Genomic DNA, 26,851 nt, shown 5'->3' with positions numbered 1-26,851 from the left:
TTTGTGCCTGTAATATAGGACAGGCAAACAAATGAGTGATGCAGGCTTTATTTCAGGCACAGCTTTTGTGTGTTTCGGGGTTTACTCCGATATGTGCCGGGTGTAATATCTGGTTTTATGTCGAACGTTATAATTAATAATCCCGTATGAAGAAATCTACTTTAATTGCTTGTGCGCTGACCTCATTCCATGCGGTGGGAGCAGACTTCTATGTGCCCGATACCATCTCTCCTGAAGGGCAGGAGTTCTTAAGAAGCAGTTTTACCCACGAGGCCAAAGAGGCATCAGTGATCCCGGAAAACATTGATGCTGCTGGCTGGAAGGCGCTGCAGCAGATGAGCGATGAGCAGGTGAAACCGCTCAATGATGCAGCGGTTGCCATGTATCATCCGTCGATCACGGAAACAAAGCTGTCCGGCGTTCCGGTGCTTGATATTCGCCCGCAAAACTGGAAAGACAACGGCAAAGTGCTGGTGTACATCCATGGCGGCGCGTATGTGGCTTATCGTCCGGAATCGACCCTGGCCAGCAGCGTACCGGTCGCGGCGGATACCGGCCTGCGGGTGATCGCGGTGGACTATACCCTTGCGCCTTTTGCTCAGTACCAGACCGTGACCGATCAGGTGATTTCAGTGCTTAAAGCTCTGATGGCTCAGGGCTATAAGATGTCGGATATTGCCATGTACGGTGATTCTGCCGGCGGTGGCCTGGTCGCAGGCTCGGTACTGAAAATGCGTGACCTGAACATGGATCTGCCTGCGGCGCTGGTTTTGTGGTCTCCGTGGGCAGACATTACCGAAACCGGTGATACTTACCATACCCTGAAAGAGGCTGAGCCACTGTACCGTTATGAACTGCTGCTTAAGCCATCTGCCGATGCGTATGCACCGGTTGCTGAGCAGAAACACCCTTATGTATCTCCGGTTTATGGTGATTACAGTAAGCCATTTCCGCCGGTGCTTATTCAGGGCGGGACCAAAGAGCTTCTGCTGAGCGGTATGGTTCGCCTTTACCAGGCGATGGACGCACAGGGTGGGCAGGTCAAACTGGACCTGTATGAAGGCATGTGGCATGTGTTCCAGGCGTACTCGTTCCATATCCCGGAAGCGGTGACCGCTCGCAAAAAGATGAATCAGTTCCTCGAAGGGCATCTGTAATACACTGAGCAGCAGAGGAGTCGCTATTGGTGTCTCTGCTGTGAAATGGTATGGTGAGCAGCTTACAGCTATCACCATACCATCAGATATATGTCCATCAGACCTGCCAGCTCAGGCGACTATCAGCACCTGGTCGCCCTGTTTACACAACAGAACTGCTTTAACCACAACACCGCACCCGATCGCGTCGCCCTGACTGATGATCTTCTGACTGAATCCGAGCTCAGTGATATGCTGGCTGACCCGGACACCTGTCTGCTGGTGGCCTCATCCGGGCCGCAGCTGTGCGCCGTTTTGCTTGGCCGCCTGATCGTGACTAATGCATCCCGCTGGCAGCCTAAACGCTGCTTTGCTTACCTGGATGAGCTGCTGGTGACTCAGTCTGAAAGAGGAAAAGGCATCGCTGCCAGTCTTGTGGATCAGTTCGAAGACTGGGCCACAGAACGTGGCGCCACCTGCATCGACCTTCATGTCTGGCAGCACAATACCGGAGCCATTGAATGCTACCAGAAGCTGGGTTTTTACGACGAGCAGCGGCTGATGACCAAGAATCTGGAGTAAGGACGCAAAGAAACAAATGGAATTTGTAAATGCAACGGAAGCGCACTTCCCTGAGATAGCTCAGCTGGCATCGACTCCGGCTGAACTGTATTCATGTTGCCCCTCGGCCGCGTATCCGTGGGATACGGGACAAATACGGTCGATTGCACAAAAGAGATCCAATCTGACGGTGTGCCTTGCAGAAGGACGCGTGGTTGCGTTCGGTAATCTCTATAATGTCAGGCCGTCGGACAGCGCCTTTATCGGAAATGTCATTGTCGCGGACAGTCACAAAGGTCAGGGGATTGGCCGGGCAATGATTGAAAAACTCAGCACCGTCTGCCGGGAAGAGCATAATGCAGTGCCGTGTCTGTCGGTGTTTAACTACAATACCCGGGCGCTGCTGTTGTACACCAGGCTTGGCTTTGTTCCTTTTGGCGCTGAGCCAAGGCGTGCCCCGGACGGGCAGGACGTTGCTTTAATCCACATGCGTAAGGGATGAAAGCGTCGCTGAACCGGCGCCCCGTCAGTTTCGTTTTAACACTGGGAATACTTCCGCCATTTCAGTGTCCAGCATCTCCAGTACGCTTTCCCAGTCATGTTGGGGAGACCAGCCCAGTTTCTCCTGAGCGGCCGATGAATCATATACGCGGTCAAGGCATGACGGGAGAGCCCAGCCCCGTTGCTCAAAAGCCGAAGCAAGTTCGGGGCACTTGCTTTTGATAACTTCATCCGCATCCTGAAACAGGCTTTTGCACTCTGAACGGTGAAATGGCGTCGCTCCGGAGACGATAAACCGGTTAAACCCTCTGAGACGTTTTTCAATCGCACACTGATGAGCACTGGCCACATCCCGGGCGTCGATTCCCCGGGTCAGGCGGTAGACTGCCATCAGGTCGGCCGGCTCCGGAAAGCAGCGGGACATTTGCAACACGGTTACGGGCAGGCTGAACAGGTTTGAAATATCCTGCAGCTTTTTCTCTGCGAGTATCTTGCTTCTGTGATAAACGGATTTGGGTTGCGGCTTTACCTGCTCGTCAATCCAGCCAGCGATACCATTTGGTGTGGAGGCATGTCCATACAGCGCAGTTGTGCTGGTGAAGACAAAATGCTGAACACCGGATTTTATCCCCTGCAGTGCCAGCTTTTCAGTCGCATCAACGTTGATGGCCTGAAAATCGTCATCGCTCACCAGTCCGACATGAGGCGCGTGCAGAGCTGCCGTATGAACAATGACATCCACATCTTCCAGCGCTTTTGTGAGCAGTGCGGTGTCGCGAATATCACCCACAAAGTCAGCGGTAGAGCAGGGCGTTTTGTCCAGGCCGACCACATCATGGGTTTTCATCAGTCTGATATAGATCGCCCGCCCAACCCTTCCGGCCGAGCCTGTTACTAAAATCTTCATCGCTTATGTCTCTTAATTCCGGCTTACCGCAATACGTTAGCGGGTAATGTTAACACCACGGGGTGGTGATGAGGAGAATCTGGATTGCCTTATAAATATGCGTGTGATTACCCATTCGTTTCCCTGTACGCATGGTATAGGTATTTGTTATGTTAATCAGTGAGTTGTATGTGATTGACTCAAAAAGGTAAATAACTACGTCAGAACAGTCAGGTAAGTTCAGTGTGAGCGCGGCTTCACTGAAAGATAAGGAAAGGTGCCGTTATGGAAACAGAAAGATTAACCCTTGTCCCGCCGTGTATGGAATACCAGCCGCAGATGCTGGAAGCGATCCGGGAAAGTGAGGAGCAGCTGGCAGTGTATCTGCCCTGGGTGCCATTCTCTTTAACTGAAGAAGCATCGGTAGAAAATACCAAAGAGGCCATCGCCAATTTTGAGAAGTTTGAAAATGAGCTGCGCTATTCGCTGATTGACAAGGAGTCTGGCCAGCTTCATGGTGCGGTTGGACTGATCATCCGTGATAAAGAGGTTCCTTCATTTGAGATTGGCTACTGGCTGAGAAATGCCAGTATCGGGCATGGCTATATGGCCGAAGCCGTGCGGGCGGTGGAGCACTACGCCTTTACAGAGCTTAACGCAAACCGGGTAGAGATCCGCGCAGCAGAGAGTAACGCCAAAAGCCGCGGTGTTGCTGAGTGGTGTGGGTACTCACTTGAGGCCACGCTGAAAAATCATCGCAGACTGCCATCCGGTGACCTGTGTAATACGGTGATTTACGTTAAGACGGGGTTGTGAGCCGCGTAACAGAGCGCTGTATCGCACATTATTTCTGATTCGGTTCATTTCTTGCAGCGGGCCGGTGAGCCCGCTTTCTCATATCCGGCAGTGTGCCGGGGTTGTTGCTTGCAGTGAACTTAAGCATTCGACATGATGCAGAACAGATGTAAATTGTAAGGGATGACTCTGATGGACATATCGTTACGAAAAGCGCTGGATTCGGATATCAATTTTTTGGTTGAGCTGCGCGACTCCACCATGCGTGAGCATCTTCAGCAGGCTGGGATGTCTGTTTCAGAAGATGAGTATCTGAATCGTGTGACTTATAAGTTTGACTGCGCCCGGATTGTTGAACTGGATGGTATTCCGGTTGGTTTGTTTAAGGCAGAGTTTCAGGAGGACAGGAATCAGTGGTACCTGATCCAGATTCAAATCCATCCCGGTTATCAGAATCTCAAAATCGGCAGCAGCCTGGTCAGTACATTGATTGATATTGCCAAAGCATCCGGTTCTGGTGTTGGTCTGAGTGTTATCAAGAGCAATCCGGCGTATAAACTTTATCAGCGGCTGGGATTTGAGAAAGTCGGTGAGAACCAGTTTGAGTATGAGCTGGAGCGGCCGGCAGAGGCTGTGATGCAATAAAACAGGCGGCCCGGATTGCGGGTCGTTTCTTGTCTGCCCGGTGATTCGTATGCGACAAATATCTCTGCTGTCCCAGAGGCCTGAAGGGATGGCGTGCCGGTCTTGCCTGCTTATCGTTATATGACAGTATTGTTTCAAAGAGTGACCGCCTGTGGCGTCTGTCCGGTGCTCTGCCTATGCTTTTATTAATGGAGTGCGGTTAGAAGTTTGGGGAGACGAATGCGGCTGATTCGCCTGATAATACTGGTGAGTGCCCTGTTTTTGTCGGCAGGGCTGGTTTCTGCCGCCCAAAAAGTAATCGTTTACGGTGACGATGATTACCCTCCGTACTCTTATGAAGAGGGAGGTGTCGGCAAAGGGATCTATGTCGATATCCTTTCCATTGCCTTTTCCAGAATGCCTGATTATGACGTCACGATAAAGATGATCCCCTGGAAACGGGGTCTGAAGTATCTGAAAAGCGGTCGCATTTTTGCAATTTTCCCTCCTTATCATGCTGCTGTCCGGGAGTCCTGGATGGCGTTTTCTACACCGATATTACGTGAAGAAGTGGTAATTTTTGGCAAGCCTGAACTGCTTGATAAACGCTCTGTCTGGCCAAGAGACTATCTCGGACTGACGGTAGGGTTAAACCGTGGTTTTGGTACCCACTCCATGGGGGGAGATGAGTTTGGTGATGCGGTGGAAGAGGGGGTGATCAAGGTAGAGGAAGCCCCCAACAACCACAGCAACCTGCTAAAACTGCAGGAGGGGCGCATCGATGTCTATATCAATGACAGGTATATTGATATATCTCCCTACCGGGGTATTGTGATCGGCGGGATTGCGAAAGTGAACTACGGTCATTTGGGATTTACCCGCCTGGTTGAGGAGTACCCATACCATTCAGACTTCAGGCAAATGTTTAATCAGGTGATCACTGATATGCTCCGTGACGGAGAAATACAGGCCATTACTGAACGCTACCTTTCTGCGAAGCCAACTGACGGGAAATAACAAGCTATGTCACGGATTTTGACCACCTCCCGCCTTGTGCTGCGGGATTTTTGTCCTGAGGATGCGGATGCTTATGTCCGCTTCAGCCAGCACACCAAATACCAGCGCTTTTACAGTGAGAAAGACTGCAGTGAAGCCCATCAGCGTACCCTGGTGGAGCTGTTTGTCCGTCAGGCGCAGGAGAAGCCTCGTACCGCCTATCAGCTTGCGATTGAAGACAGGCAAAGTGGTGAGCTGATTGGTACCTGTGGTCTTCGCCTTGAGGGTGACAGACAGGCCTCAGTGGGTTGTGGCGTCTCTCCGGATGCGCAGGGGACCGGGCTGGCGGCCGAGGCGATGGCAGCCATGGTTCGTTTTGGCTTTGAGCAGCTGGATGTTCACCGGGTGTATGCGGAGACTATCGCCGACAACCACGCGGCGATTCGCTTGTGTAAGCAGTTTGGAATGAAAAAAGAAGCGCACTTTACTGAGCACAGGTATTTCAAAGCGCGCTGGTGGGATACGGTTATCTATGCCATCCGCAGGCAGGAGTGGCAGTTACTCCTGGCTGAGGATGAGCGCCTCAAATCGATCATTGCCGTGGAGTAGCTCAAAGTCAGGCTCTTCCTGAGCCAGGTCGACCAGAGAGCCGGTTATCGAGATGGCGGTTTCCAGATCATTGATCGCCTGCTCTTCTGCTCCAAGACAAGAATAGGCACAGGCGCGTTGGTAGAGGGCGTGGGCATTATTGTCGTCTACTTCCAGTACCCGGTTACACAGGCTCAGTGCCCAGTGGAACTCCCGGATCTCCATCGCGGCATCGGCCTTGTAGGTCAGGGCTTCCAGGTCGCCTGGTCGCAACTGCAGGATCTCGTCATACACTTCCATTTTCTGCTCCGGGGTCTGCATATTTTGCGCCCGCAACCAAAGGGTGTGGATCTCGTTGATCAGTTCAATTTCCCGGTTATTCTGACTGATGATATTGGTCTTGCGTTTGAGCTCCCGCTCCAGCGCCTGGAATTTTTTCTCATATACTTTGGTTATTTCAGTTAACTGCTCTTCCGCCATACGCTTGGTGTTGGCCTTGATCTCCCGCAGGGACTGCCAGCCGACAAACGCGATCAGTGAGGCGATACCGGCGATCACATAGAAGAAAAAAGTGACCGTGGTGTTGGCATACCCCATCGAGTGCTCGGCTACTGCCAGTTCCCGGTCGGTGATTTCGCGGATCAGGTTTTTCTCCAGTGCCTGATAATCGGTGCGCAGCGCCTTGAGCTCATCCAGTACATAGCGCTCCATCAGCGGTTTGTCATAGATGCTCTCCTCTGAATAAGCTTTGGGCTGAGATTCTGCAAAGGATAAGAGAGGGATACACAGCAGGCAGATCAGGGTGAGGACATTTCTCATTACGGCTCCTTTGTCAGAAATTTATATAACAAACAAAAGAATAGCGCGCGGATTGACCGCGCGCTGTGTTGGGGGGCACGAAATTCGGCCGTCGGAGTCAGCTCTTTTGATAACGGGCTAAAAACATTGCTACGGTTTCATCGACCAGCTGGCGGGTTTGCTCCTCTGTCAGCGGCCCGCTGAAACCCATCAGCTGAGGCCAGAAGCAAACTCCTTTGATAAGGGCATGCAGCTGGGTATTGGCAAAAAACACATCCTGTTTAATCAGCCTGCTGTCATCCATTGCCGCCTGAAGCCAGCGATGGACGGCCGTTTCCTGACAACTGATTTTCTCCAGCTCTTTTTGCAGGGCATCCGGATGATAGAAAAGGTGACCAAAGGCCACCCGGGCCAGGTCGATGTAATCCGGTGCACTGATAAAGTTTACTTCCATCTCCACCAGGGATTTCAGTTGCTCTTCCAGCGGTTGCTCCGGCTGGTAGGGGAAGTCCACCTGCACCATGGCCTGTTCCCACAGGTCTGACAGCAGATGCATCACTAAATCTTCTTTGGTTTTAAAGTGGTTATACACCGTTCGTTTTGAGACCTGAGCTAACTGAGCCAGCTTATCCATGCTGGTATTGGCGACGCCATGCTGTTTAAACGCTTCGGTTGCGGCCTGAATAATCGCTTCACGTTTCAGTTCGCTGCGGGATTTCTTTGGACTGTCCATCAAGTGTATTAACGCTGCTATTTCGGGTTTGCACCATTGTACATGAAACCAAAAGTGCACTGCACGGTTTACTTTTTAAAAAATGAAAAGTAAACTGCACTGACTAGTTTACTTTTGGTGTTTGCAAATGAACAGACGGGTAATAGCAGGGGTATTAGCGATGACAGTGACCGCGGGAGCAGTTTTGACCAGTACGATGACAGAGGGTGGCAAGTTCACCAACCCGGAAATGACTTATGGCAATGACGTCAGCAGCATTCTAAAAATTGCCAAAGCGTATCTGACCACAAAGCGGCTTGCCCCGGCGCCAAAAGAGCCGGTACCGCTGCAGATGATGACGGCAGAGGAGCTGCGTGAAGGTGAGGAAGACCGCCTTTACCGCATCGGCCATTCATCGGTACTGCTTCGTCTGGATGGCAAACTGGTAATGACCGACCCGGTGATGAGTGTGCGCGCCTCACCGGTGCAGTGGGCGGGGCCAAAACGTTTTCACCCAAACCCGATCGATGTGAACGCGCTGCCGTCTGTCGATATTGTGGTGATAAGCCATGACCATTATGACCACCTGGATAAAGCCACCATTACAAAACTGGCAGAGAAAGTCAGCCATTTTGTGACTCCGCTGAAAGTCGGCGATCTGCTGCAAAAATGGGGTGTACCTGCAGAGAAAATCCACCAACTTGACTGGTGGCAGGAAACAGAGCTCGACGGAATCAAACTGGTGGCAACACCGACCCAGCATTTCTCTGGTCGTGGCCTGACTGACAGTAACCAGACTCTGTGGGCTGGCTGGGTTATTCAGAGCGCGCAACGTAATCTGTTTTTCAGTGGCGACAGTGGTTACTTCAGCGGTTTCAAACAGATCGGTGAGAAATACGGTCCGTTTGATCTGACTATGGTTGAAACCGGGGCATACAATGAGCTGTGGAGCGATATCCATATGATGCCGGAGCAAAGCATGCAGGCGCACCTGGACCTGCGCGGCGAAGTTATGATGCCCATTCACAACGGTACTTTTGATCTCTCGCTGCACGACTGGTACGAGCCGCTGGAGAAGATCTCAGAACTGGCAGAACAACACAGTGTGGAGCTGCTGACTCCGGTATTTGGTCAGTCGGTCAGCCTGGATCAACCACAGGCCAGCAGCTACGCCTGGTGGCGCGATATGGTGGTAACGGAAGAGCCGCAACAGATCGCGATGCAGCCGGTTACAGAGACTGCGGAGTAGTTCAGAACCCCAGGAAAACGGTGTGCATTGCGCACCGTTTTTGTTTATGCTGCCCGGGCATAACACAGGAGAGAACAATGAACCCGGTAAGCCAGGTACTCGATTTCATGGTGGAAGTCGAAAAACTGAAAAATGTGATTCGCAAGACCCGTCCGGTGGGCCTGGAGCGCTATGAAAACTCAGCAGAGCACAGCTGGCACGTTTGCCTGAGTGCACTGATGCTGAAAGAGTATGCCAATGAGCCGGTGGATATCGACCGGGTGATAAAGATGCTGCTGATCCACGATCTCGGTGAAATCGACGCCGGTGATAAAATCATCTACGCCAGTGAAACCCCGGAGCAGAAAGGTGAAGAGCTTGCCGGAGTAAAACGCATCCTGGATATGCTGCCGGGCAATAAAACCGATGAGTACCTGGCCCTGTGGAGCGAGTTTGAAGGCGGCGAAACCGCCGATGCCCGTTTTGCCAAAGCGATAGACCGTGTTCCCCCGCTGCTGCACAACATCAATGGCCGTGGCCACAGCTGGAAAGAGCATAACGTCAGCAAAGAGCAGGTGCTGGGTTTCAATGGTTCACGAATCTCAGCCGGCAGTGAGCAGTTATGGCAGGCCGTGGAAGAACGCCTTGAGCAGGCGGCAGAGAACGGGATATTTGAATAGCAGATAAGCAGGCTTTGAGGGTCTGCTTTTTTTAGCTCTGCTTGCGTGAAGAGAAGTTTCTGAACACCCAAACCGGGCCAATCAGTAAAAACTTCACATCATCAAAGAAAGACGGCTTTTTCCCCTCAATCTTATGGCCGATAAACTGCGCTGCCCACAGCGCGATGAAAAGCCCCAGTGACCACTCAGGTACCGGATTTCCATTCTGATCAAGCACCGCAACCAGTCCTATACATATCCCACTTAACGCCGCCATTACCAGCATGATGCTTACCGAAAGCCGGGCGTAAAAAATAAGCACAGGCACCAGCGCCACCAGTGCCCAGTTCAGGGTGATACCCAACAGGGTCAGTTGCGGTATTGACCAAAGCAGCCCGGTAACGGAGAGATAGATCCCGGGAACGGCGATTTTGTGAATCCGGATATTAACCGGGTTTTGGTGGCTTTCACCGTACGCATCCAGCCACTGTTCAAGCGTTTTCATCCCATTTGACCCTGTTATCTGTCTGTTAAAAGTATTCAACGTTTTCCGGTATTCAGCAAGGCATGAGATAAGGTTCTGATGCAGGTGACTTTTATATCAATATTTTTGACATGGGCATTGGCGGAACCAGTAAAGGCTGACTAGTCTGATACATATATCAATAGACTTTTTCTGACCAGCTCATTTCCCAGGGGTAGTGCGATATGAACTTAAAACTGATGCACAAAATTGCGTTGGCGTTTGCGACATCGCTTGCGTTGACCACCGCCGTATTAACCAGCATTGCGTATTTCCGGGTGACCGACCAGACCCAGGATACGATTGCTTCGACCACCAACAGTTACAGCCGCCTTGCTGCCCTGGATATTGAGCACTGGCTCGATTCCCGAAAAGACTCCATTTCCTCCCTGGTGAGTGTGCTGGAAACGACCTCTGATCAGGATGATATTCTGCGTGCCCTCAAGCAGGCGCAGCAGGCATCAGGATTCGATTTGGCTTATCTTGGCCTGAAAAATGGCGATATGTATCGTAACAGCGGTTTTAATACCGTTCAGGGGTATGACCCACGTATCCGTGGCTGGTACAAACAGGCTAGTGGCAGCCGGGATGTGGTTGTTACCAAACCATTTATCGGGGCATCTACCGGCTTACTTACCATTACTATTGCCAAATCTCTGTATGTAAACGGTGAGTTTGCGGGTGTGGTCGGCGCGAGTGTAAACCTTGGCAGCCTGACAGAAGACGTCACCAATATGTCGGTACCGGGGGATGGTCTGGCGTTTCTGGTATCCCGTGACGGAACCGTGATTGCGCACCCGGATGCGGCGCAGCGCAACAAGCCATATGCTGAAATGGGCGCAGACATGCCGGTTAACCAGCTGGTTAGCCTTAAAGAACAGGATCGTTTGCCGAAGCTGGCGATTGGGGATGTTCATTATCTTGTAGCAGCCAATACGATTAAAGGAACGGACTGGACTATCGTGATGATGGGTCAAGAGAAGGTGTTGCTCAGTCCTGTCAGTGAGATGGCGATGTTCCTGATAATGGTGGCGGTAGTGATTATTGTCGTTGTAGTCGCATTGGTAGTACCGCTGATCCGTGCCCTGCTGGCGAATCTGATGACTGTATCAGATGCGTTGAAAACTATCTCAGAAGGGGGCGGGGACCTGACCCAGCGAATCACGGTTAAAAGCCGGGATGAAGTCGGAATGCTGGCCGAGAACTTTAATCTGTTTGTCGCTCAGCTTCAGGATCTCTTGTGCAAGGTCCGTGATGTAACGGTCCAGGTCAGCGGTCAGGCAGAAAACGTTTCCGGTGCAGCAGCAAATCAGGAGCAGCAGGCCAGGGCGCAACAGGATGAAGTGACCATGGTGGCCACCGCTGTTACCGAGATGGCTTCAGCTACTCAGGAGATAGCGAACAACTGTGAGCATACCGCTAATGCTTCAGCGGATTCTGTTAAGGTCAGTGAAAAAGGTCAGCAGGTCGCCAGCACCTGTCAGGCTTCGATTGAAAATCTGTCCGGTCAGGTTAATGGTGCAACGGAGATTATTACTGAGCTCAGTGCACACGGTCAGGAGATCAATACTATCGTCAGCACCATCAGTGATATTGCAGAGCAGACTAACCTGCTGGCGCTGAATGCCGCTATAGAAGCGGCCCGTGCAGGTGAGCAGGGTCGCGGCTTTGCTGTGGTCGCCGATGAGGTAAGGGTACTTTCTCAGCGTACTCACAAATCCACAGAAGAGATCACCGCGATGATCTCAACACTTCAGTCAACCACCGGGCAGGCGGTTGATGTGATGGCGCAGTGTCATAAGCTGGCGCTGACCAGCGTGGAGGATGCGCAGAATGCGAGTGATGCATTTGCCGAGATTGCATTGGCGATCAGCCAGATCAGCGATATGTCGACTCAGATTGCTACCGCAGCGGAAGAGCAAACTTCTGTTACGGACGAAATTGGCCGCAATACGGATGCTATCCGTGGCGTTGCCGAGTCCTTTATGCAGGAGTCTCAGCAGGGGGCTGACCAGGCCCGTCAGCTGACCATGCTGTCAGAGCAGCTGGAACAGTTGTTGTCACAATTCAAACTCGCGTGAGGTAACGTATGTTTGTCCGTGTACTGGTTCTGGTGTTGTCGCTGGCGGTATTGAGCCCCGCCAGCGTTGCGACAGGTGCCGGCTATGAAATGGGTACATTTGAGTTTCCCCCATACGCCATGGAGGGACTGAGAGGACAGGCCTCCGGTCCTTTTGTGGAAATCGTTGAAGCGGCATGTCGTGAGATGGGGGAAGAGTGTCACATTAACCTTTGGCCAAACCGGCGGGCAAAGAAAATGGTGAATGACGGGGAGGTGATGGCCCTCTTTCCGCTTGGCTGGAATGAGCAGCGTGCCCAGCAGTATTATTTTTCGGTGCCGCTGGTCTCATCAGAATATGGTTTCTTTGTGCGCCGGAGCTCGGATAGAGCAGTACGTGGTAAGCCGGATCTGCAGGGACTGACAGTGGCTGTTTTCAGCCCGTCCAACACCTATGTCTCGCTGCTCAACTTGCGGGATGAGATGAACGTTCACGGGTTCGTTCCTTTCAGTATTCTTACTAAAACCAATGCCTCTGGCAGCATCCTTAAGATGCTGGATAAGGGACGGTTTGACGCCTATTACAGTAACCGGGATGTCGGTTTATATCAGGCAGGGAATGAAAATCTGAGAGATATCCGTTACGCGTGGGGACATAAACCCGTACTGTATTTTGTTGGTTTTCCGAAACAGCATGCTGCCCCTGAGTTCGTCCGCCGCTTTAACCAGACCGTGCTGAAGATGATGAGTGAGCACTCTCTTATCCAGAGTGTTCTGAAATCTCATTTTCTGACTCCGGCAGTTATCACCCCTGAACTGCTTCAGCAATATCAGATCCTCCACTGAGTTTTAAGTTTTTAGCATATGCCAGAAATAATTGTTGGCATATGCCAAAAACGGGCGTATGCTGGTTTCAGTTTAGTACAGGAGCATTTATGGCCAGACCCAAAAAATGCCGCCGGATCTGTGGCCGGGCAGCGTTCAGCTGCTTTAAGCCCAATGGTGTTCCGGTGAGCGAGCTGCCACAGGTTTCCCTGTTGCCGGAAGAACTCGAAGCACTGCGTCTTGCAGATATGCTTGGGTTGAGTCAGCAGGAAGGGGCGGAGCAGATGGCGGTGTCCCGCCAGACATTTGGCAATATTGTCAAAAAAGCCCGTCAGAAAGTGGCAACCAGTCTTATCGAGGGCCAGGCGCTGATGCTCAATCCGGAGAATGAAGAATGAAGTATGCAATTCCCTATCAGAATGAACGTGTAGCCGGTCACTTTTCCAAAGCTGATCAGTTTTTGTTTATCCAGGGCTGTCAGTATCAGGTAAAAGATAACCCGGCCCTGAACGCTGGTGGTTGTGGTGGTAAGAAATCTCTGCTGGCAATGATTAAAGAGCAGGAAGCTGACGCGGTGCTGGTACGAAATATCGGCCAGAAGATGCTTGCGAACCTGTTTGATGCGGGGATCCGGGTGTTTCGCGCCCCGGGTCGTATGTCGCTGGAAGACGCGCTGAAAAGCGATCTTCCTGAACTGACCGGGGTCGCACAGGGACGCCCGTGCAAAAACAATAAGCAGGGTTGTGGCTGCAAAAGCAAAGCCCGGCCAAAGCTGGTGATGGCTTCAATGCCGGCTGCCATGGCTCCCCGTCAGTTCACCGTCAGTGGAATTAAGAAATGAGTACCTTATTGATCACTTTTGGTGTTTTCCTGCTGGTTATCGTACTGATGGCCTTTGGTGTGATTTTCGGCCGTAAAGCTATTCAGGGCAGTTGCGGCGGGCTCAATAATGTCGGGGTTGATAAGGTGTGTAACTGCGAAACTGCCTGCGATGAGCACCGGTTGTATCAGATTAGTGAGCCGGAAAAGAAGTAATCCAGCACTGCTGTTGTTTTTCAGCCAGCCCCCCGGGGCTGGCTTTTGCGTTTTAAGGAGGGGTGAGGTCACCACAAAGGAACTGCTCGCCAGTACCCGGTGCGCGTCGGTTAATGAGTCAGCAATCAGAAATGTGGCTGATCTCCCACTTTCAGGTCAGGTGATCGTTTAAATGATATAAATATATATTTTGATGCGTAAAATATATGCCGCTTGCCATTAGCGACATCGATCGCTGATTTGCCGCAATTCCAACCCATAAAAAACAATAGCAGGGTATCTCATGTTCAAAAAACTCACGCTGAAAAACAAACTGGCGATCTCTGCCAGTGCGGCCATTATTCTCGGGGGATTACTGGTCGAAGTGCTGTCATTCCGCGCCTCACTTGAGCGCCTGGATACAGAAGTAGAACAGCGCCTTGAAAGTGCTGCGTCGTCCTATAACCAGTATGTAGCTGACTGGCTGCTTTCCAAAGAACGTTCACTAAAATCTCTGAGCAGCGAATCGCAGGAAGACTCTTTGGTTACTCACCTTAAACAGGTGCGTGACGCTGCTGCTTTTGACAACGTATTTCTGGCTTACCCGGACGGTTCTCAAAAGAACGCTAATGGCGTTGTGCTGCCTGAAGGTAACAATGACCCGCGTCTGTGGGGGTGGTACACCAATGCGGTGGCTAATCCGGCCAGCGTGTTTATGGATAACCCAACGGTCGCAGCGGCAACCGGCGCGAACGTAGTTTCCCTGGGTAAAGCGATGCAGCTTCACGGTCAGCAGGTCGTGCTGGGTGCGGATGTAGAGATCACCGATATCATTAAAGGCCTGGAGCAGGTGATCCTGCCGGGTGACGGCTACATGTTTATCGCCAATGACCAGGGTAATATCTTCACTCACCCGGACACTTCACTGCTGAACAAGAGCGTGGCCCAGTTGGGTCTGAACTACGCGGATATCCGTCAGGCTGCGGCTTCCGGTGCGGATATGCAGGTACAGATCAAAGGGGATACCTGGGTGCTGTACGGCCGCCAGATCCCGGGCACTTCACTGACAACGGTTGCATTAGTTGACCATAACTCACTGGTCGCGCCGTTGTTTGATGCCGTAATTGGCCAGATTCTGGTAACCCTTGGTGTGGTGGTGCTGTGTACCCTGCTGTTTAATATGCTGTGTAATATGCTGTTCCGCCCGCTGAATAACGTTTCCCTTGCGCTGGAGCAGATCGCAAACGGCAGCGGTGACCTGACTCAGCGCATCGACGTGGACAGCGATGACGAAGTAGGCAAGCTGGCGAAGAACTTTAATACCTTTGTTGGCAGCCTTCAGCAGCTGATTGGTCATATCCGTAGCCAGTCTGAAACGCTGAATCTGCAGTCAGACAAGAGTACCGACCGTGCAAACCGCTCTGTGTCTGAGCTGAACCATCAGCAGCAGGAGATCACCATGGTCGCGACGGCGGTAACTGAAATGGCCTCTGCGACTCAGGAGATTGCGTCTCACGCTGAGCAAACGGCTAAAGCGGCTCAGGATTCATCTGCGAGCACCAATAACGGCCTTAAGCTGGTGGTGGATACCAAAGGTTCTATCAACAGCCTGGCGGGCGAAGTGAATGAGACCAGTCGCGTAATTGGTGACCTGAACCAGCACGCTCAGGAGATTTCGACGGTACTGGCGACCATTCAGGGTATTGCTGAGCAGACTAACCTGCTGGCGCTGAACGCCGCGATTGAAGCCGCCCGTGCCGGTGAGCAGGGCCGTGGCTTTGCCGTAGTAGCCGATGAGGTTCGTGTGCTTTCTCAGCGTACTCATGCTTCGACTGAAGAGATCAAAGCGACCATAGATACCTTGCAAAACACCACCTCTCAGGCGGTGGATCTGATGGAAACCAGCTCGAAGCTGGCGCTGAGCACGGTAGAAGATGCCGATCAGGCTACCCTTGCGCTGGAAGAAATCAATGCTGCTGTCGCGCTTATCAGTGATATGGCAACTCAGATCGCGACGGCCGCTGAAGAGCAGACTCACGTAACCGGTGAGATCACCCAAAACGTGACCGCGATTAAAGACGTGACCGACCAGTTGGTAGCAGGCGCACAGGACAGCCTGGGCGAGTCTCATGAGCTGAAAAATCAGGCTTCAGATTTAAGTGCGAAGGTTGCCACTTTTAAACTGAGCTAACCTGGCAAACGGCGTCAGCCTGCAAAAAATAATGAAAGCGCCCGGCCATCGGGCGCTTTTTTTTTGGGAGGTGGCTCAGTCAATCGTGACTGAGAACTCTGATCTTGATGTCTGTGTTGGCTGGCTTTCAAACCGGCTGTAGTCATCGGTGACGCAGCGCACCATGTTGTCAATCCGGATGGCGTCGCCCTGAGGGCCATGACCGGTAGGGTAGTTCGACGCGTCCCCCACTTTAGGATCGCTGCGCTGAGCGCCTGCGCCGTGTACATCCAGCCAGTTGCCGTTCATATAGCCCATTGCCCGGCCAAAAGCGACATAAGCGCCGGCATGGCCACCCTGCATGCTCAGGTGGGTGGTGCTGCTCCAGTACATTCCCCAGTCGGTCACGCCATTTTCATTGGTGATGCTGGTGGCACTGAATACAGGGTCGATAGCCGCGCTGTAAGTGGTCTCCGGCGAACGGGTGTAATCAACGATCGACTGCAGCTCTTTGACATTTGGCAGCCGCCAGTCGCTTCGTCCGGCCAGGTCCAGGTTTTCACAGTAAGAAAGCGCGGTCGGAAAATCCATGCTGGTTCCGCTGTCGGCCTGCTGCCAGGTCAGTCCGGTTGCTGAGTCTGTAATAGTGCCATCTCCGGGATCGCTGAGCAGGTTTTTGCCGTAGTCGTTATTTCCCCGAACCAGCAATACATAGAAGCCTTTGTCCTCACCAGTTTGGGGCTCCACCAGGCCATAGCCTTTGATCCGGCCGTCAATAAAGTTCACCCCAAACATAGTTTCATCGCCATTCATGGTGGTTGTGACATAGCGGGTACTGGTCAGGTACTGGCTGTCGATAAGGCGTTCACCCGCGTCCATATCTCCGGAGTTGAAACTGAAGTAGTCGATATGGATAAAGGGCATGATGGAATAACTGCCAGAGGAAGAGACGCCGCTTGGGTCGGTACCATCAAACAGGATCAGCGAGTAGAGCTCTTTAATAGTGGGTACCCGCCAGTCACTGTAGCCGGCATAAACCAGCCCATCGGCATAAGTGGCTCCCTCATCGAAGCTGAGTTTGTCTGATTTGTTGATTGCTCCGTCGCCATTGATATCTGTGGTGCCAAGCCACATCAGTCCGGTGACATTATCGGTAATGGTTCCATCGCCATTGTTAGTATACGAGGGAGCGTACCCGGCGTATTGGGCATCCTGACCATAGGTACTTTCACCGTTGCCAGGGCAGTTGTTGATCACGGCGGTCAGGTTGGTGCAGGTGTTCTGGTTGGTATCTACAATTGGGTAGCCGCCAGAGATGCCTGGCGTGGCGCTGCTGCTCTCGCCAGAGGTGCTGTTGTCTTCGCTGCTGGTTCCATTGCAGCCTGCCAGCAGTACGATGCCAAGCAGTGCCATATATTGCGCTTTCATGTCCGTTCTCCTCCATTTGGTGGTTATGTTCAGATTACTGACCAAATGCGGAGCAAATATGGAGGAAATCAGGAGATGGTTCCTTTCGGAAAAATCAATGAAGACAGTTGCCGGATCTCAGTTTTGTGCACTGAGGTGCATTAATTGCCATAATGCAATCTAATTCATTGATGCGCATTGCTTATTTGGTTGTAATGACTTCTGTTTGTTCGCACGGGGTGCGGAAGGTAAGAAAAAAAGGAAAAGAGATGAAGTGTCCAAAATGTAATTCTGATTTTGAACAGCTGCAGACTCCGCTGGGTGATGTGGAAAGATGCACCGGCTGTAAAGGGCTTTGGATTGATGTATATGAAGTTGAGGACATGAAACCACTGGCGGATGTGATTGATACCGGTGATGAAATTGAAGGAAAGGCATTTAATGCGATCGACCGGATCAACTGTCCGGTGTGCCCGAATAATCAGATGCTGAGACTGGTGGCTCCGAAGCAGCCACATATCTGGTTTGAAAGCTGCCCGACCTGTAAAGGCCGTTTCTACGATGCAGGTGAGTTTAAGGATCTGGCGACTCTGGATCTGTCAGACTTTTTCAAGAAGTTTGGACTGACTGAGCGCGTATAGCCAGCACCCTGATTGACACCAAATAAAGCCATGGTCACGGACCGGATCCGGGAACATGGCTTTTTGTTTTTGCAGTAGTAGCATGGAGAACTCTTATTCAGACTGGTGCTTATGGATTCACAGAAAAGGAAACGACATGAAATACCGCGCAATTAAAGCTTACGATGATGCACCGGAGAACCCGATCACTATAGTTAAGGGAGAAGTTCTTGAGCTGATTGAAGAGTCCGATCCGCACGGCGACTGGCCCAACTGGGTGCTGTGCAAAGGCGCAGGAAAAGAGGGCTGGGTACCACGGCAGGTGCTGGAGCTGGACAGAGAGCAGGCGACAGCACAAAAGGACTATTGTGCAAGGGAACACACTCTGACACCGGATGAAGTGCTGGTCGCTGAGTTCAGTCTTAATGGCTGGATATGGGGATATAAAGAGAGTGAGCCGCAGCAGATGGCATGGGCGCCACTGAATCACCTTTCTCCGGAGCGGGACTGAAGTACAAGGGAACAATTAGCAGGTAGTTATCATGATAAAAATGCTGATATGCGATTTTGACGGCACCCTGTATGGCGGTCCGTCACAGGGGGTGGACCGGTTTACCCAATATCTGGGTGAGCAGGCGGGACTGAATTTTGTTATTGCGACAGGACGGACGCTGCCCTCCATCAGGGAAGGGCTGACAACTGAAAACTATCCCTCCCCGCACACCATCATTAGTGACGTGGGCACTCAGATCCACCATGGCCAGGAGCTGGTCACCGATGTGACCTGGCAGGAGATGATGCATGCCATCTGGGATAAGCCGGCTATATTGTCACAGCTCGAACGGCTGGATTTTCTGGGAATGGGCGAAGCCAGGCACCAGGGGGACTTTAAAGTCACTTATGAGGGAAAACTGACCCCTCAGCAGTGCGGGGAAGTGGAAAGTGCACTCCGCGATGGAGGGATTGAAGCCGACCTGCTCTACTCTCATGAATGGTTTCTAGACATCACACCAAAAGATTTTAACAAAGCCAGCGCCATCCATTACCTGATGAGCAAACACGGCCTGCAGGCGCACGAGATTTGTGTTGCCGGTGACTCAGCCAATGACGCGGCGATGCTGACCATCAGTGGAGTGAACGCTATTCTGGTCGCGAACCATTATGAAGAGGTGGCGCATCTTTCTGAGCTGGAGCAGGTGTATACCAGCAGTGCCACTCATGCTGAAGGGGTACTGGAAGGGCTAAGGTATTGGCAACGCCAACTCGTGAGCTAATACAGAGTAAACAGTATGCAGCTCTATTTGTTTCAATAGGTTCCGCAACCCGGGTCACAAAAAGAGTACGAAGCCGTTTGTGTCAGCAATGATTTGACATTTAATGAATTAAAGCTAATTAGCTGGTCCTTTAGTATGGAGTCCATGTCATATTTATAGCATGCTGTCCGGCCTGGCTCAGGGCTGGAGCAACCTCAGTAACGGTACAGGAGAGTCCTATTCATGCAGGTAGAGGGATACTCAAATATTGAACTGATCTCAAACGGAGATCATAACCGCGTTTATTATGCGATTCGGGAATCAGACCAGGCTGCTGTCAGTCTTAAAACTCCGTCTTCCCCTTTTCCGGATGCCCGGCATCTGTCCTCTTTAAAGCGTGAGTTTCAGATACTGAAAAGCCTGAAAGGCAACGGATTGCCGGAGGCGCTGGACTTTGTCCAAACGAAAAACTCCGGTGTTTTGGTGCGAAGCTGGATAGAAGGGCAGACATTAAGGAAATACCAGCAGGCTGAGTCCGTTTCATTGCTTCATGCACTTGAACTGGCAATCTCAGTGACACGACGGATAGGGGAGCTGCATCGGCAGTCTTTTTGCCACAGAGACATTTCCCCCAATAACATTCTGATCGCTCCTGATGGTGACCTAGTCTTTCTCATTGACTACGATTCCTCAGTCATTTTCACTGACCGTGCCCGCCGGGTAGTGAATTCCAGCTCTGTTGAAGGCTCGAGATGTTATATATCTCCAGAGCAGACCGGACGTATGAACCGGGGACTGGACTTTCGCACTGACTTTTACTCGCTGGGTGTGATCTTTTATGAGTTGTTTACCAAAACGCTGCCGTTTACCACAACGGATACCAATGAGCTGATCTACAGCCATATTGCCCTTGAACCCAGACCGTTGACGGAAGTTGATGCGGCCATCCCGGAACTGCTCTCGGATCTCGTGCTGAAACTAATGAGTAAGGATCCCGATAACCGCTATCAAAGTGCAGAAGGGATAGAAGTCGATCTCTGTTACTGTCTGGCTCAGTATCAGGCAACAGGGCGGATCACCGGGACGACGCTGGGCAGTGCAGATCTCAATGACCGGTTTTTGTTGCCGGAAAAACTCTATGGCAGGCAGGAAGAAACCATCCGTCTAACGAAGGCATTTGAACAGGCCAATGCAGGAGAGGGACAGCTGGTTTTTGTTGCCGGGCCATCCGGAGTGGGCAAAACATCGCTGGTCCGGGAGTTATACCGGCCCCTTGCCGGGAAAGGCGGCTACATCGCTACCGGTAAGTATGATCAGTTTCTCAGACACCAGCCTTATTCGGCGATACTTCAGGCGCTGTCCGGCCTGATCCGGCAACTGATGGCAGAAGATGCAGAGACAATCGCCCGGTGGCGCTCTGAAATCATAAATGCAATAGGATCAAACGGGGCAATACTTACAGAGGTGCTGCCTGAGCTGGAACTGCTGACTGGCCCTCAGCCTGCAGTGGCAAAGCTTTCTCTGGAAGCCACGTCAGACCGCTTTAACACCACGTTTTTCAACCTGCTGCACTGCTTCGGGCAGTCTGAAATGCCCATTGTCCTGTTTCTGGATGACTTGCAATGGGTGGACTACTCAAGCCTGGCTCTGCTGGAGGGCCTGGCACCGTCGCTCAGCCGCAGCCATTTTGTCATTATCGGCGCTTACCGGAGCAATGAAGTACTGAGTGGTCATCCGTTGGCCATGGCTATGACCGGGCTTCAGGAAGCGTGTGCTAATACCCGGATTATCAATCTCAGCGACCTGCCTTCAGAGGCGATGACGGAGATGCTGGCAGATACTTTTCAGCTTCCTCCGGAGGGAGAACTCAGTAAGCTCAGCGAACACCTGCTGAGCAAGACGCATGGTAACCCTTTGTTTCTCAGGACTATGCTGACAAATCTGTATACATCCGAAGCGGTCTGGTTTGATTATGAGAAGCGCAGCTGGCGCTGGGACCTGAAAGCCATAATGGCGACACCCTACGCGGATAATGTCGCAGAGATGTTGCAAGCCCACCTTACCCGCCTGCCGGAGAATACCCTGACGCTGCTGAAAACGGCGGGCTGTATTGGCCACCAGTTCACTCTGGGAATGCTGAGCCAGCTCAATGGTGAAGGGATCACCAGCACCGCCAAAGAGCTGATCCCGGCAATAGCCAAAGGCTATGTTCAGCTCTTCGAGCTGGATTTTGAATTGCTGACGGAGGTGGACCCTGCTGAGCTGCACTCTTGTCCGCTTCGCTTCGCACATGACAGGATCCAGCAGGCAGCCTGCGATATGCTTCCGGATCAGGAGCGTGAACAACTCCACTGGAAGATAGGTCAGCAGTTACGTCAGCAGATGAACTTTGATGACTCTGCTGAACTGCTGTTTGATGCGGCAGAGCACCTGAATCAGGGCGTCCGCTGTGCCAGCGATGATGATCGCCGGGCGTTGATCGGCCTGAACCTGAAAGCCGCAGAGAAAGCCAGGCAATCAGCCGCCTACAGGCGGGCACATATCCTGCTGACTCATGCCAAAGCCTGCCTGAGTGAAAACAGCTGGCAGCAGGACTATTCACTGACAGCAGAGGTGTATACCGGCTACGCCCAGGCCTGTTACCTGGTTTCAGAGTTTGACGAGGCAGAAGCCTGCTTTAAAGAGCTGAGAGAAAAGGTTCGTACAGAGCAGGACAGGCTCCGGGTATGTACAATCCAGGCGAAGCAGTATCACCATCAGGGACGGTATCAGCAGTCGATCGGGTATGAGCTGGAGGCACTGGAGCTGTTAGGGATAACGCTGCCGGATGACGATCAGGCGCTGATGGAGCGTTTTGGTGAGGAGCAGTCCAGAATTCAGACGCTGATGGAACAGAAAGGCACAGAGTGGCTATTGGCTCAGCCAGAGGATGAAGACCCGGATATGCTTCTGACTCACGAGCTCTGTTTTAACACTTTCACCGATGCTTATCTGCTTGGGCGGGGGCCGGTTCTGGCGGTTGTCGCGGCGATAAGTACCAGGTTGTCGCTCGAACGGGGCAGTTGCAGGGTGACTTCTGCAGGGCTTATCAACTATGCCACAATTCTCTGCTCGGGTGGCGATTACAGAACCGGCCACGAAATTGGCCGCGTAGCGGTGCAACTGGCAGACAAATATGCATCACCTGCATACAAAAACTATACCTATCATGTATTTGCCCTGGGTATTAATCACTGGCTTGAGCCTTTGCATACCAGCCATTATTACTGGCATCAGGCCTCCAGACTGTCGCTGGAGTCGGGCTCTCCTTATGCTGGCTGGGTATTTCTTCAGCTGCCGCACGTCATGCTTGCTTCGGGTACGCCTCTCGATGAGGTGATCGCTCAGGCAGAAACCAGTCTTGAGTATCTGAACAGTCAGCGGATGAGCGATATCGCCACCCTGCTGAAGTTGATCGTGCTGCAGCCACTCCGCCATTTGAAGGGGGAAACCCTGCAGTTTACCTCCATGGATGATAAAGCATTTTCGCTTTCAGAGACCCTGGAAAATTATAAAGACGCCCCGTTCTTCCTGGGGCATACCGCTTATTCCTGGTTGCGGGCTTCACTGATGGCGCGTCACATTCTGCCCAAATCTGAACTTGACCAATGGCTTCCGGTTATCGAAAACACGGTACAGGCGCAGATTATTCAGGTGGACTCCTGTCTGTACACCGGCCTTCATCTGGCAGCCGCCTGTACAGAGCTGGAAGGGGAAGATAAGCAGGTTTATCTGGAAGCTATCACCATTCAGCTGAAGAAATTTGAAGGATGGGCAGAGCTCTGTCCGGCTAACTTCAAGCATAAATATCTGATGTTAAAAGGTGAGGTCGCCAGGCTTGAAGGTGATTATATGGCGGCGATGGAGTATTACGACTCTGCGCGTGAATCGGCGCTTGAAGCGCGCTTTTTGCATGATGCAGCCCTGTGCGATGAGTTGACGGGCATCTTCTGGCAACAACTGGATAAACAGTATCAGGCGCAGATCTATCTTCGTCGCTCCATGGCGGGTTACGAACAGTGGGGAGCTTCAGGTAAAGTCAGCTGGATGCAGGAGTACTACCCTGAACTGGCAGAGGACAAAGCTGCAGACAACCCGGGGCTCTATCCGGTGAAAAGCTTGGCTCTTGAGAGTGAGGATTTTTCCGCGATTCTGGATATGGGCTCGGTAATAAAAGCTTCTCAGGCTATTTCTCAGCACATCCACCTGGAAAAACTGGCCGAAGAGTTGCTGAGTCTGGCGATTGAAAATGCCGGAGCAACCCGGGGCATGCTTTTACTCAAACAGGACGATGACTTTGTCGTCACCAAACGGGTGGAATGTGGTGACGGGGCCCCGGATGAACGTCTGGTCGGTCTGTCTGAGGCCGGCTTCCTTTCTCAAATGGTGGTCAGATACGTCATTAACTCAGGTACTACGGTCGTCTTCCCGTCTCAGGACGCAGATGAACAGTTTGAACGCTGCCCTTACCTCAGCAGTCACTCGCCGGTATCGGTACTTTGTATTCCCCTTGTTCGTCAGAAAGCCATGTCCGGCGTGTTGTATCTGGAAAACACCATGCTGACGGATGCGTTCCAGTCAGACCGGATCCATACCCTGAAAATCATCTCATCGCAGGCTGCTATCTCACTTGAAAATGCCAGGATGTACCGGGATCTTGAGAAGCTCAATAAGAACCTGGAGCAACTGGTTGAAGAGAGAACCCGCAAGCTGTACGAAGCCAATAATCAGCTTCAGGCGAAGAACAAAGAGCTGGCCATTCTGTCGACGACGGATCAGCTCACCGGCCTGTACAACCGCCGTTATATCGAAGACAAACTGATTGCGGCCATAGAGCAGAGCCGTCTGACCGAAGAGGTGTTTTCGGTGCTGATGCTGGACCTGGATTACTTTAAATCCGTCAATGACACCTTTGGCCATGATATGGGTGACAGAGTACTGCTGAACATTGCCTCATTGCTGAAGACGTATACTCAGGACGGAGATGTTGCCGGACGCTGGGGAGGGGAAGAGTTTATCGTTATTTGCCGCAGTCCGCAGAGGGAAGCACTTGCACATGCGCAGAGGCTGCGGGAAAAGATCATGCAAACAGACCACGGTCCGTGCGGTCAGGTCACCACCAGTATTGGCGTGGTGCAATACCAGCCGGGAGACAGCCTGAATGGGTTGCTGAAACGGGTTGACCGTGGCCTGTATAAGGCGAAAGAAGCCGGACGAAACCAGATTGTGACAGAAAATGAAAGGATCCATGAATGCACGTAAGAAGAACACCCAATAACAGCCGGTCAGTAAGATCTGCGCTGCTTGTAGTAACAAGTCATACGCAGCTGGGAGACACCGGTAAAAAAACAGGGTTCTGGTTTGAAGAACTGGCAACGCCTTTCTGGGCGTTCTATGACGCGGGTTATGAGGTCACGATTGCTTCGATAAAGGGTGGACAGGCTCAGGCTGACCCTTTAAGCATTGAAGGGGAGGCCCTGACGCCATCGGTGGAGCGTTTTCTCTCTTCTGCTTACGCCATGCAGCAACTTGAAAATACCCCGGCAATTGATGAGATAGATACAAGAGGGTTTACCACCCTTTTCTTAAGTGGCGGACATGGCACGCTGTGGGATTTCAGGCAAAGCCGGGGGCTGGCCCGTGTCGTCTCTGAGTTTTATGCCGACGACAAGCTGATAGGAACGGTCTGCCATGGCCCGACAGGTCTGCTCTCAGCGAGAAAGCCGGATAATACGCCGTTGGTTCAGGGGCTTAAGATAACGTCATTTACTGACAGTGAAGAAACCCTGACTCCTCCTGAGTACATTGAGGCGCTGCCGTACCACCTGGAGGATGCTCTGGTGGAGCAGGGGGCGATATTTGAAAAAGGCCGGGCTGGTGATAAGTTTGTGGTGTGTGAACGGGGGCTGATATCGGGTCAGAATCCGAGCTCTACGGCATTGGTGGTCAGTACGGTTCTGGATGCGCTGGCAAAACCCGCGGTCTGGATAGATACCGACCTTTCAGCTGGCAAAGCATCTGAATCCGGCACGCCATGTGATGTCGATGATGCGTATGCGATCCTCAGCCTGTTTAATGCCTCTGATCTGAAAGTAAAGGGGATCAGTGCGGTTTTTGGCAACACTGATTTGGACTCGGCGTATGAACGGGCTTCGGAGATTGCTGACCGCTTTGGCCCCACCGCCTTGCCCGTTGTTAAAGGGGCTGCCGCAGCGATGGATATTAATGCCATCACAGAGACAGATGCTACCAGAGCGCTGGCGAAGCAGCTGAGAAAAGAGCCGACGACTATCGTCGCCATCGGGCCTGCCACCAATATCGCTTCGCTGGTTTTGCTGTATCCCGAACTGGTTCCCCGGATCAATCAGGTCATTCTGGTGGCCGGGCGCAGCAGTGAAGATCTCAATTTTATCGTCGGCCCGAATCAGGAAGTCCCATTCCGGGATCTTAACTTTGACCTGGACCCAGATGCGTTCCGGATCCTGCTCGAAAAATCTGTCCCTCTGGTCTTCACTCCATTTGAGCTGGCCCGGAAGGTACTGCTCACCCAGGCGGATCTGGATACTCTGGGCGCATCGGGCAGAGCCGGGAAATACCTGCAGACGAACTCGCAACCCTGGCTGGACCACTGGGAGAAGGCATTTGGCGCGAGGGGCTTTAATCCATTTGATGCACTGGCGGCCGGTTTTGCCAAAAATCCTAATTTGTTTAAGTGGCGAAAAGTCCCGGTTGAGATCCGAATTGCGGCAGATGACACCCAAAGCGGAAGGTTTGGGCTTTCTTCCCATTACAAGCCTTACCTGGTTGCGTCAGAGCAGTGTGTCAGCCAGCACTCTGTGCTGTTTTGTTATGACGTAGCGGAGAACTTTTCAGAGCTGCTGATCGGCGGGATCACCCAGCCCAATGACCCGGGCAAGTTTATATCAGCCGTTTCTCATCTCAATATTGTGGTTGATGACATCGATAAAGCGACAGCGTTTTACCGCCGGACGCTGGGATTTGAACAGGCCTGGGACGACGAAGGGAAGATAATGGATTACCCCGGCCTGACGCTGACCTCCTTTGCCAAAGACGCCGGATTTCTCGACGGAAAAGTGGATGTGGATATTCGTTTTCTGCATCATCCAACCGTTGGGCTCTATCTGGAGCTGATGCGGTATCGCTACCCTGAGGGCAGCAGCGAAATCACGCTGAAGAACACCAATGATCTTGGCGGGATCCGGCATACCGCGCTGGAGGTGGATGATGTGATGGAAGCCTTTAATTACCTCAAAGACCAGCCTGGAGTGGAGATACTGAAATACCCGGCAGACCATGGAGACAGAGAAGAGGCTGACAATCCTCCTATGATGCTCAATCCTTTCCCGGTTTCATTCTTTTACTGGCGTGACCCATACGGTGTTCAGTGGGAGATGGAATGTGGCAGGAAACGTGGTTACCTGAGAGGTATATAAAGG

The 26,851-nt window shown here is 52.1% G+C and carries 25 protein-coding genes; 20 read left to right on the top strand and 5 right to left on the bottom strand.

Annotated elements, in window-relative coordinates; all coding sequences use genetic code 11:
* The first annotated feature begins 146 nt into the window (after window positions 1-146).
* From ACVB80_RS10615 to ACVB80_RS10605, 3 genes are all read left to right on the top strand, one after another.
* A complete protein-coding gene (locus tag ACVB80_RS10615; protein ID WP_481081263.1) occupies window positions 147-1,157 on the top strand; it encodes an alpha/beta hydrolase in 1,011 nt (336 codons plus the stop codon).
* Window positions 1,158-1,247: 90 nt separating this feature from the next.
* Window positions 1,248-1,718: a GNAT family N-acetyltransferase gene (locus tag ACVB80_RS10610; RefSeq protein WP_481081262.1), complete on the top strand. Its 471-nt coding sequence runs from the start codon at window positions 1,248-1,250 to the stop codon at window positions 1,716-1,718.
* A gap of 16 nt (window positions 1,719-1,734) precedes the next feature.
* Window positions 1,735-2,199 (top strand): N-acetyltransferase family protein, encoded by a 465-nt coding sequence (locus tag ACVB80_RS10605; protein ID WP_481081261.1) that lies wholly within the window; start codon window positions 1,735-1,737, stop codon window positions 2,197-2,199.
* Between the two features lie 24 nt (window positions 2,200-2,223).
* Here the strand turns inward: ACVB80_RS10605 and ACVB80_RS10600 are convergent, their stop codons facing one another.
* Window positions 2,224-3,105 carry an NAD-dependent epimerase/dehydratase family protein gene (locus tag ACVB80_RS10600; protein WP_481081260.1) on the bottom strand — a complete coding sequence of 294 codons (882 nt, stop codon included), beginning with the start codon at window positions 3,103-3,105 and terminating at the stop codon, window positions 2,224-2,226.
* A 264-nt stretch (window positions 3,106-3,369) separates the two neighbouring features.
* On the opposite strand from ACVB80_RS10600, the gene ACVB80_RS10595 reads away from it, so the two are divergent.
* From ACVB80_RS10595 to ACVB80_RS10580, 4 genes are all read left to right on the top strand, one after another.
* Window positions 3,370-3,900, top strand: coding sequence for a GNAT family N-acetyltransferase (locus ACVB80_RS10595; RefSeq protein ID WP_481081259.1), 531 nt, complete (start codon window positions 3,370-3,372; stop codon window positions 3,898-3,900).
* 171 nt (window positions 3,901-4,071) lie between these two features.
* Window positions 4,072-4,524 (top strand): GNAT family N-acetyltransferase, encoded by a 453-nt coding sequence (locus tag ACVB80_RS10590; protein WP_481081258.1) that lies wholly within the window; start codon window positions 4,072-4,074, stop codon window positions 4,522-4,524.
* 219 nt (window positions 4,525-4,743) lie between these two features.
* Window positions 4,744-5,520, top strand: coding sequence for a substrate-binding periplasmic protein (locus ACVB80_RS10585; protein WP_481081257.1), 777 nt, complete (start codon window positions 4,744-4,746; stop codon window positions 5,518-5,520).
* A gap of 6 nt (window positions 5,521-5,526) precedes the next feature.
* On the top strand, window positions 5,527-6,108 hold the full coding sequence (locus tag ACVB80_RS10580) for a GNAT family N-acetyltransferase (protein WP_481081256.1): 582 nt from the start codon (window positions 5,527-5,529) through the stop codon (window positions 6,106-6,108).
* On the opposite strand, the gene ACVB80_RS10575 is transcribed toward ACVB80_RS10580, so the two are convergent.
* Window positions 6,058-6,906: a TPR end-of-group domain-containing protein gene (locus ACVB80_RS10575; protein ID WP_481081255.1), complete on the bottom strand. Its 849-nt coding sequence runs from the start codon at window positions 6,904-6,906 to the stop codon at window positions 6,058-6,060. The two genes, ACVB80_RS10580 and ACVB80_RS10575, sit on opposite strands and share 51 nt — an antisense overlap.
* A gap of 97 nt (window positions 6,907-7,003) precedes the next feature.
* Window positions 7,004-7,618 (bottom strand): TetR/AcrR family transcriptional regulator, encoded by a 615-nt coding sequence (locus ACVB80_RS10570; protein ID WP_481081254.1) that lies wholly within the window; start codon window positions 7,616-7,618, stop codon window positions 7,004-7,006.
* 160 nt (window positions 7,619-7,778) lie between these two features.
* Here ACVB80_RS10570 and ACVB80_RS10565 point away from each other — a divergent pair, with 160 nt between their 5' ends.
* Together ACVB80_RS10565 and ACVB80_RS10560 are read left to right on the top strand one after the other, a co-directional pair.
* Window positions 7,779-8,846 carry an MBL fold metallo-hydrolase gene (locus tag ACVB80_RS10565; protein ID WP_481081253.1) on the top strand — a complete coding sequence of 356 codons (1,068 nt, stop codon included), beginning with the start codon at window positions 7,779-7,781 and terminating at the stop codon, window positions 8,844-8,846.
* Window positions 8,847-8,923: 77 nt separating this feature from the next.
* Window positions 8,924-9,505 (top strand): HD domain-containing protein, encoded by a 582-nt coding sequence (locus ACVB80_RS10560; RefSeq protein WP_481081252.1) that lies wholly within the window; start codon window positions 8,924-8,926, stop codon window positions 9,503-9,505.
* A 31-nt stretch (window positions 9,506-9,536) separates the two neighbouring features.
* On the opposite strand, the gene ACVB80_RS10555 is transcribed toward ACVB80_RS10560, so the two are convergent.
* Window positions 9,537-9,989 carry an Mpo1 family 2-hydroxy fatty acid dioxygenase gene (locus ACVB80_RS10555; protein WP_481081251.1) on the bottom strand — a complete coding sequence of 151 codons (453 nt, stop codon included), beginning with the start codon at window positions 9,987-9,989 and terminating at the stop codon, window positions 9,537-9,539.
* Between the two features lie 203 nt (window positions 9,990-10,192).
* Between ACVB80_RS10555 and ACVB80_RS10550 the strand changes: the two genes are divergently transcribed.
* From ACVB80_RS10550 to ACVB80_RS10525, 6 genes are all read left to right on the top strand, one after another.
* The gene (locus ACVB80_RS10550; protein ID WP_481081250.1) at window positions 10,193-12,088 is read left to right on the top strand and encodes a methyl-accepting chemotaxis protein; all 1,896 of its coding nucleotides are present in this window, start codon (window positions 10,193-10,195) and stop codon (window positions 12,086-12,088) included.
* Window positions 12,089-12,096: 8 nt separating this feature from the next.
* Complete coding sequence (locus ACVB80_RS10545) at window positions 12,097-12,912, top strand: substrate-binding periplasmic protein (protein ID WP_481081249.1); 816 nt, start codon at window positions 12,097-12,099, stop codon at window positions 12,910-12,912.
* 89 nt (window positions 12,913-13,001) lie between these two features.
* Window positions 13,002-13,289 carry a DUF134 domain-containing protein gene (locus ACVB80_RS10540; RefSeq protein ID WP_481081248.1) on the top strand — a complete coding sequence of 96 codons (288 nt, stop codon included), beginning with the start codon at window positions 13,002-13,004 and terminating at the stop codon, window positions 13,287-13,289.
* Entirely contained in the window at window positions 13,286-13,732 is a 447-nt protein-coding gene (locus ACVB80_RS10535; RefSeq protein ID WP_481081247.1) for a NifB/NifX family molybdenum-iron cluster-binding protein, read from the top strand. The genes ACVB80_RS10540 and ACVB80_RS10535 overlap by 4 nt, the downstream gene beginning before the upstream one ends.
* A complete protein-coding gene (gene nqrM, locus ACVB80_RS10530; RefSeq protein ID WP_481081246.1) occupies window positions 13,729-13,926 on the top strand; it encodes a (Na+)-NQR maturation NqrM in 198 nt (65 codons plus the stop codon). Before ACVB80_RS10535 ends, nqrM begins: the two co-directional genes overlap by 4 nt.
* 283 nt (window positions 13,927-14,209) lie before the next feature.
* Window positions 14,210-16,096, top strand: a complete 1,887-nt coding sequence (locus ACVB80_RS10525; protein ID WP_481081245.1) for a methyl-accepting chemotaxis protein — start codon at window positions 14,210-14,212, stop codon at window positions 16,094-16,096.
* 75 nt (window positions 16,097-16,171) lie between these two features.
* On the opposite strand, the gene ACVB80_RS10520 is transcribed toward ACVB80_RS10525, so the two are convergent.
* Window positions 16,172-17,503: an Lcl C-terminal domain-containing protein gene (locus ACVB80_RS10520; RefSeq protein ID WP_481081244.1), complete on the bottom strand. Its 1,332-nt coding sequence runs from the start codon at window positions 17,501-17,503 to the stop codon at window positions 16,172-16,174.
* Between the two features lie 248 nt (window positions 17,504-17,751).
* Between ACVB80_RS10520 and ACVB80_RS10515 the strand changes: the two genes are divergently transcribed.
* From ACVB80_RS10515 to ACVB80_RS10495, 5 genes are all read left to right on the top strand, one after another.
* A complete protein-coding gene (locus ACVB80_RS10515) occupies window positions 17,752-18,123 on the top strand; it encodes a zf-TFIIB domain-containing protein (RefSeq protein ID WP_481081243.1) in 372 nt (123 codons plus the stop codon).
* Between the two features lie 136 nt (window positions 18,124-18,259).
* Window positions 18,260-18,613, top strand: coding sequence for an SH3 domain-containing protein (locus ACVB80_RS10510; protein ID WP_481081242.1), 354 nt, complete (start codon window positions 18,260-18,262; stop codon window positions 18,611-18,613).
* A 31-nt stretch (window positions 18,614-18,644) separates the two neighbouring features.
* Entirely contained in the window at window positions 18,645-19,376 is a 732-nt protein-coding gene (locus ACVB80_RS10505) for an HAD-IIB family hydrolase (RefSeq protein WP_481081241.1), read from the top strand.
* Between the two features lie 222 nt (window positions 19,377-19,598).
* A complete protein-coding gene (locus tag ACVB80_RS10500; RefSeq protein ID WP_481081240.1) occupies window positions 19,599-24,656 on the top strand; it encodes a diguanylate cyclase in 5,058 nt (1,685 codons plus the stop codon).
* Window positions 24,647-26,848 carry a nucleoside hydrolase gene (locus ACVB80_RS10495; RefSeq protein WP_481081239.1) on the top strand — a complete coding sequence of 734 codons (2,202 nt, stop codon included), beginning with the start codon at window positions 24,647-24,649 and terminating at the stop codon, window positions 26,846-26,848. Before ACVB80_RS10500 ends, ACVB80_RS10495 begins: the two co-directional genes overlap by 10 nt.
* The last annotated feature ends 3 nt before the right edge of the window (window positions 26,849-26,851 follow it).

This window comes from Vibrio sp. 9-16B-A1 (genome assembly GCF_056726165.1).
The sequence above is the reverse complement of the archived record's forward strand: the minus strand, read 5'-3'. Positions and strand labels throughout refer to the sequence as shown.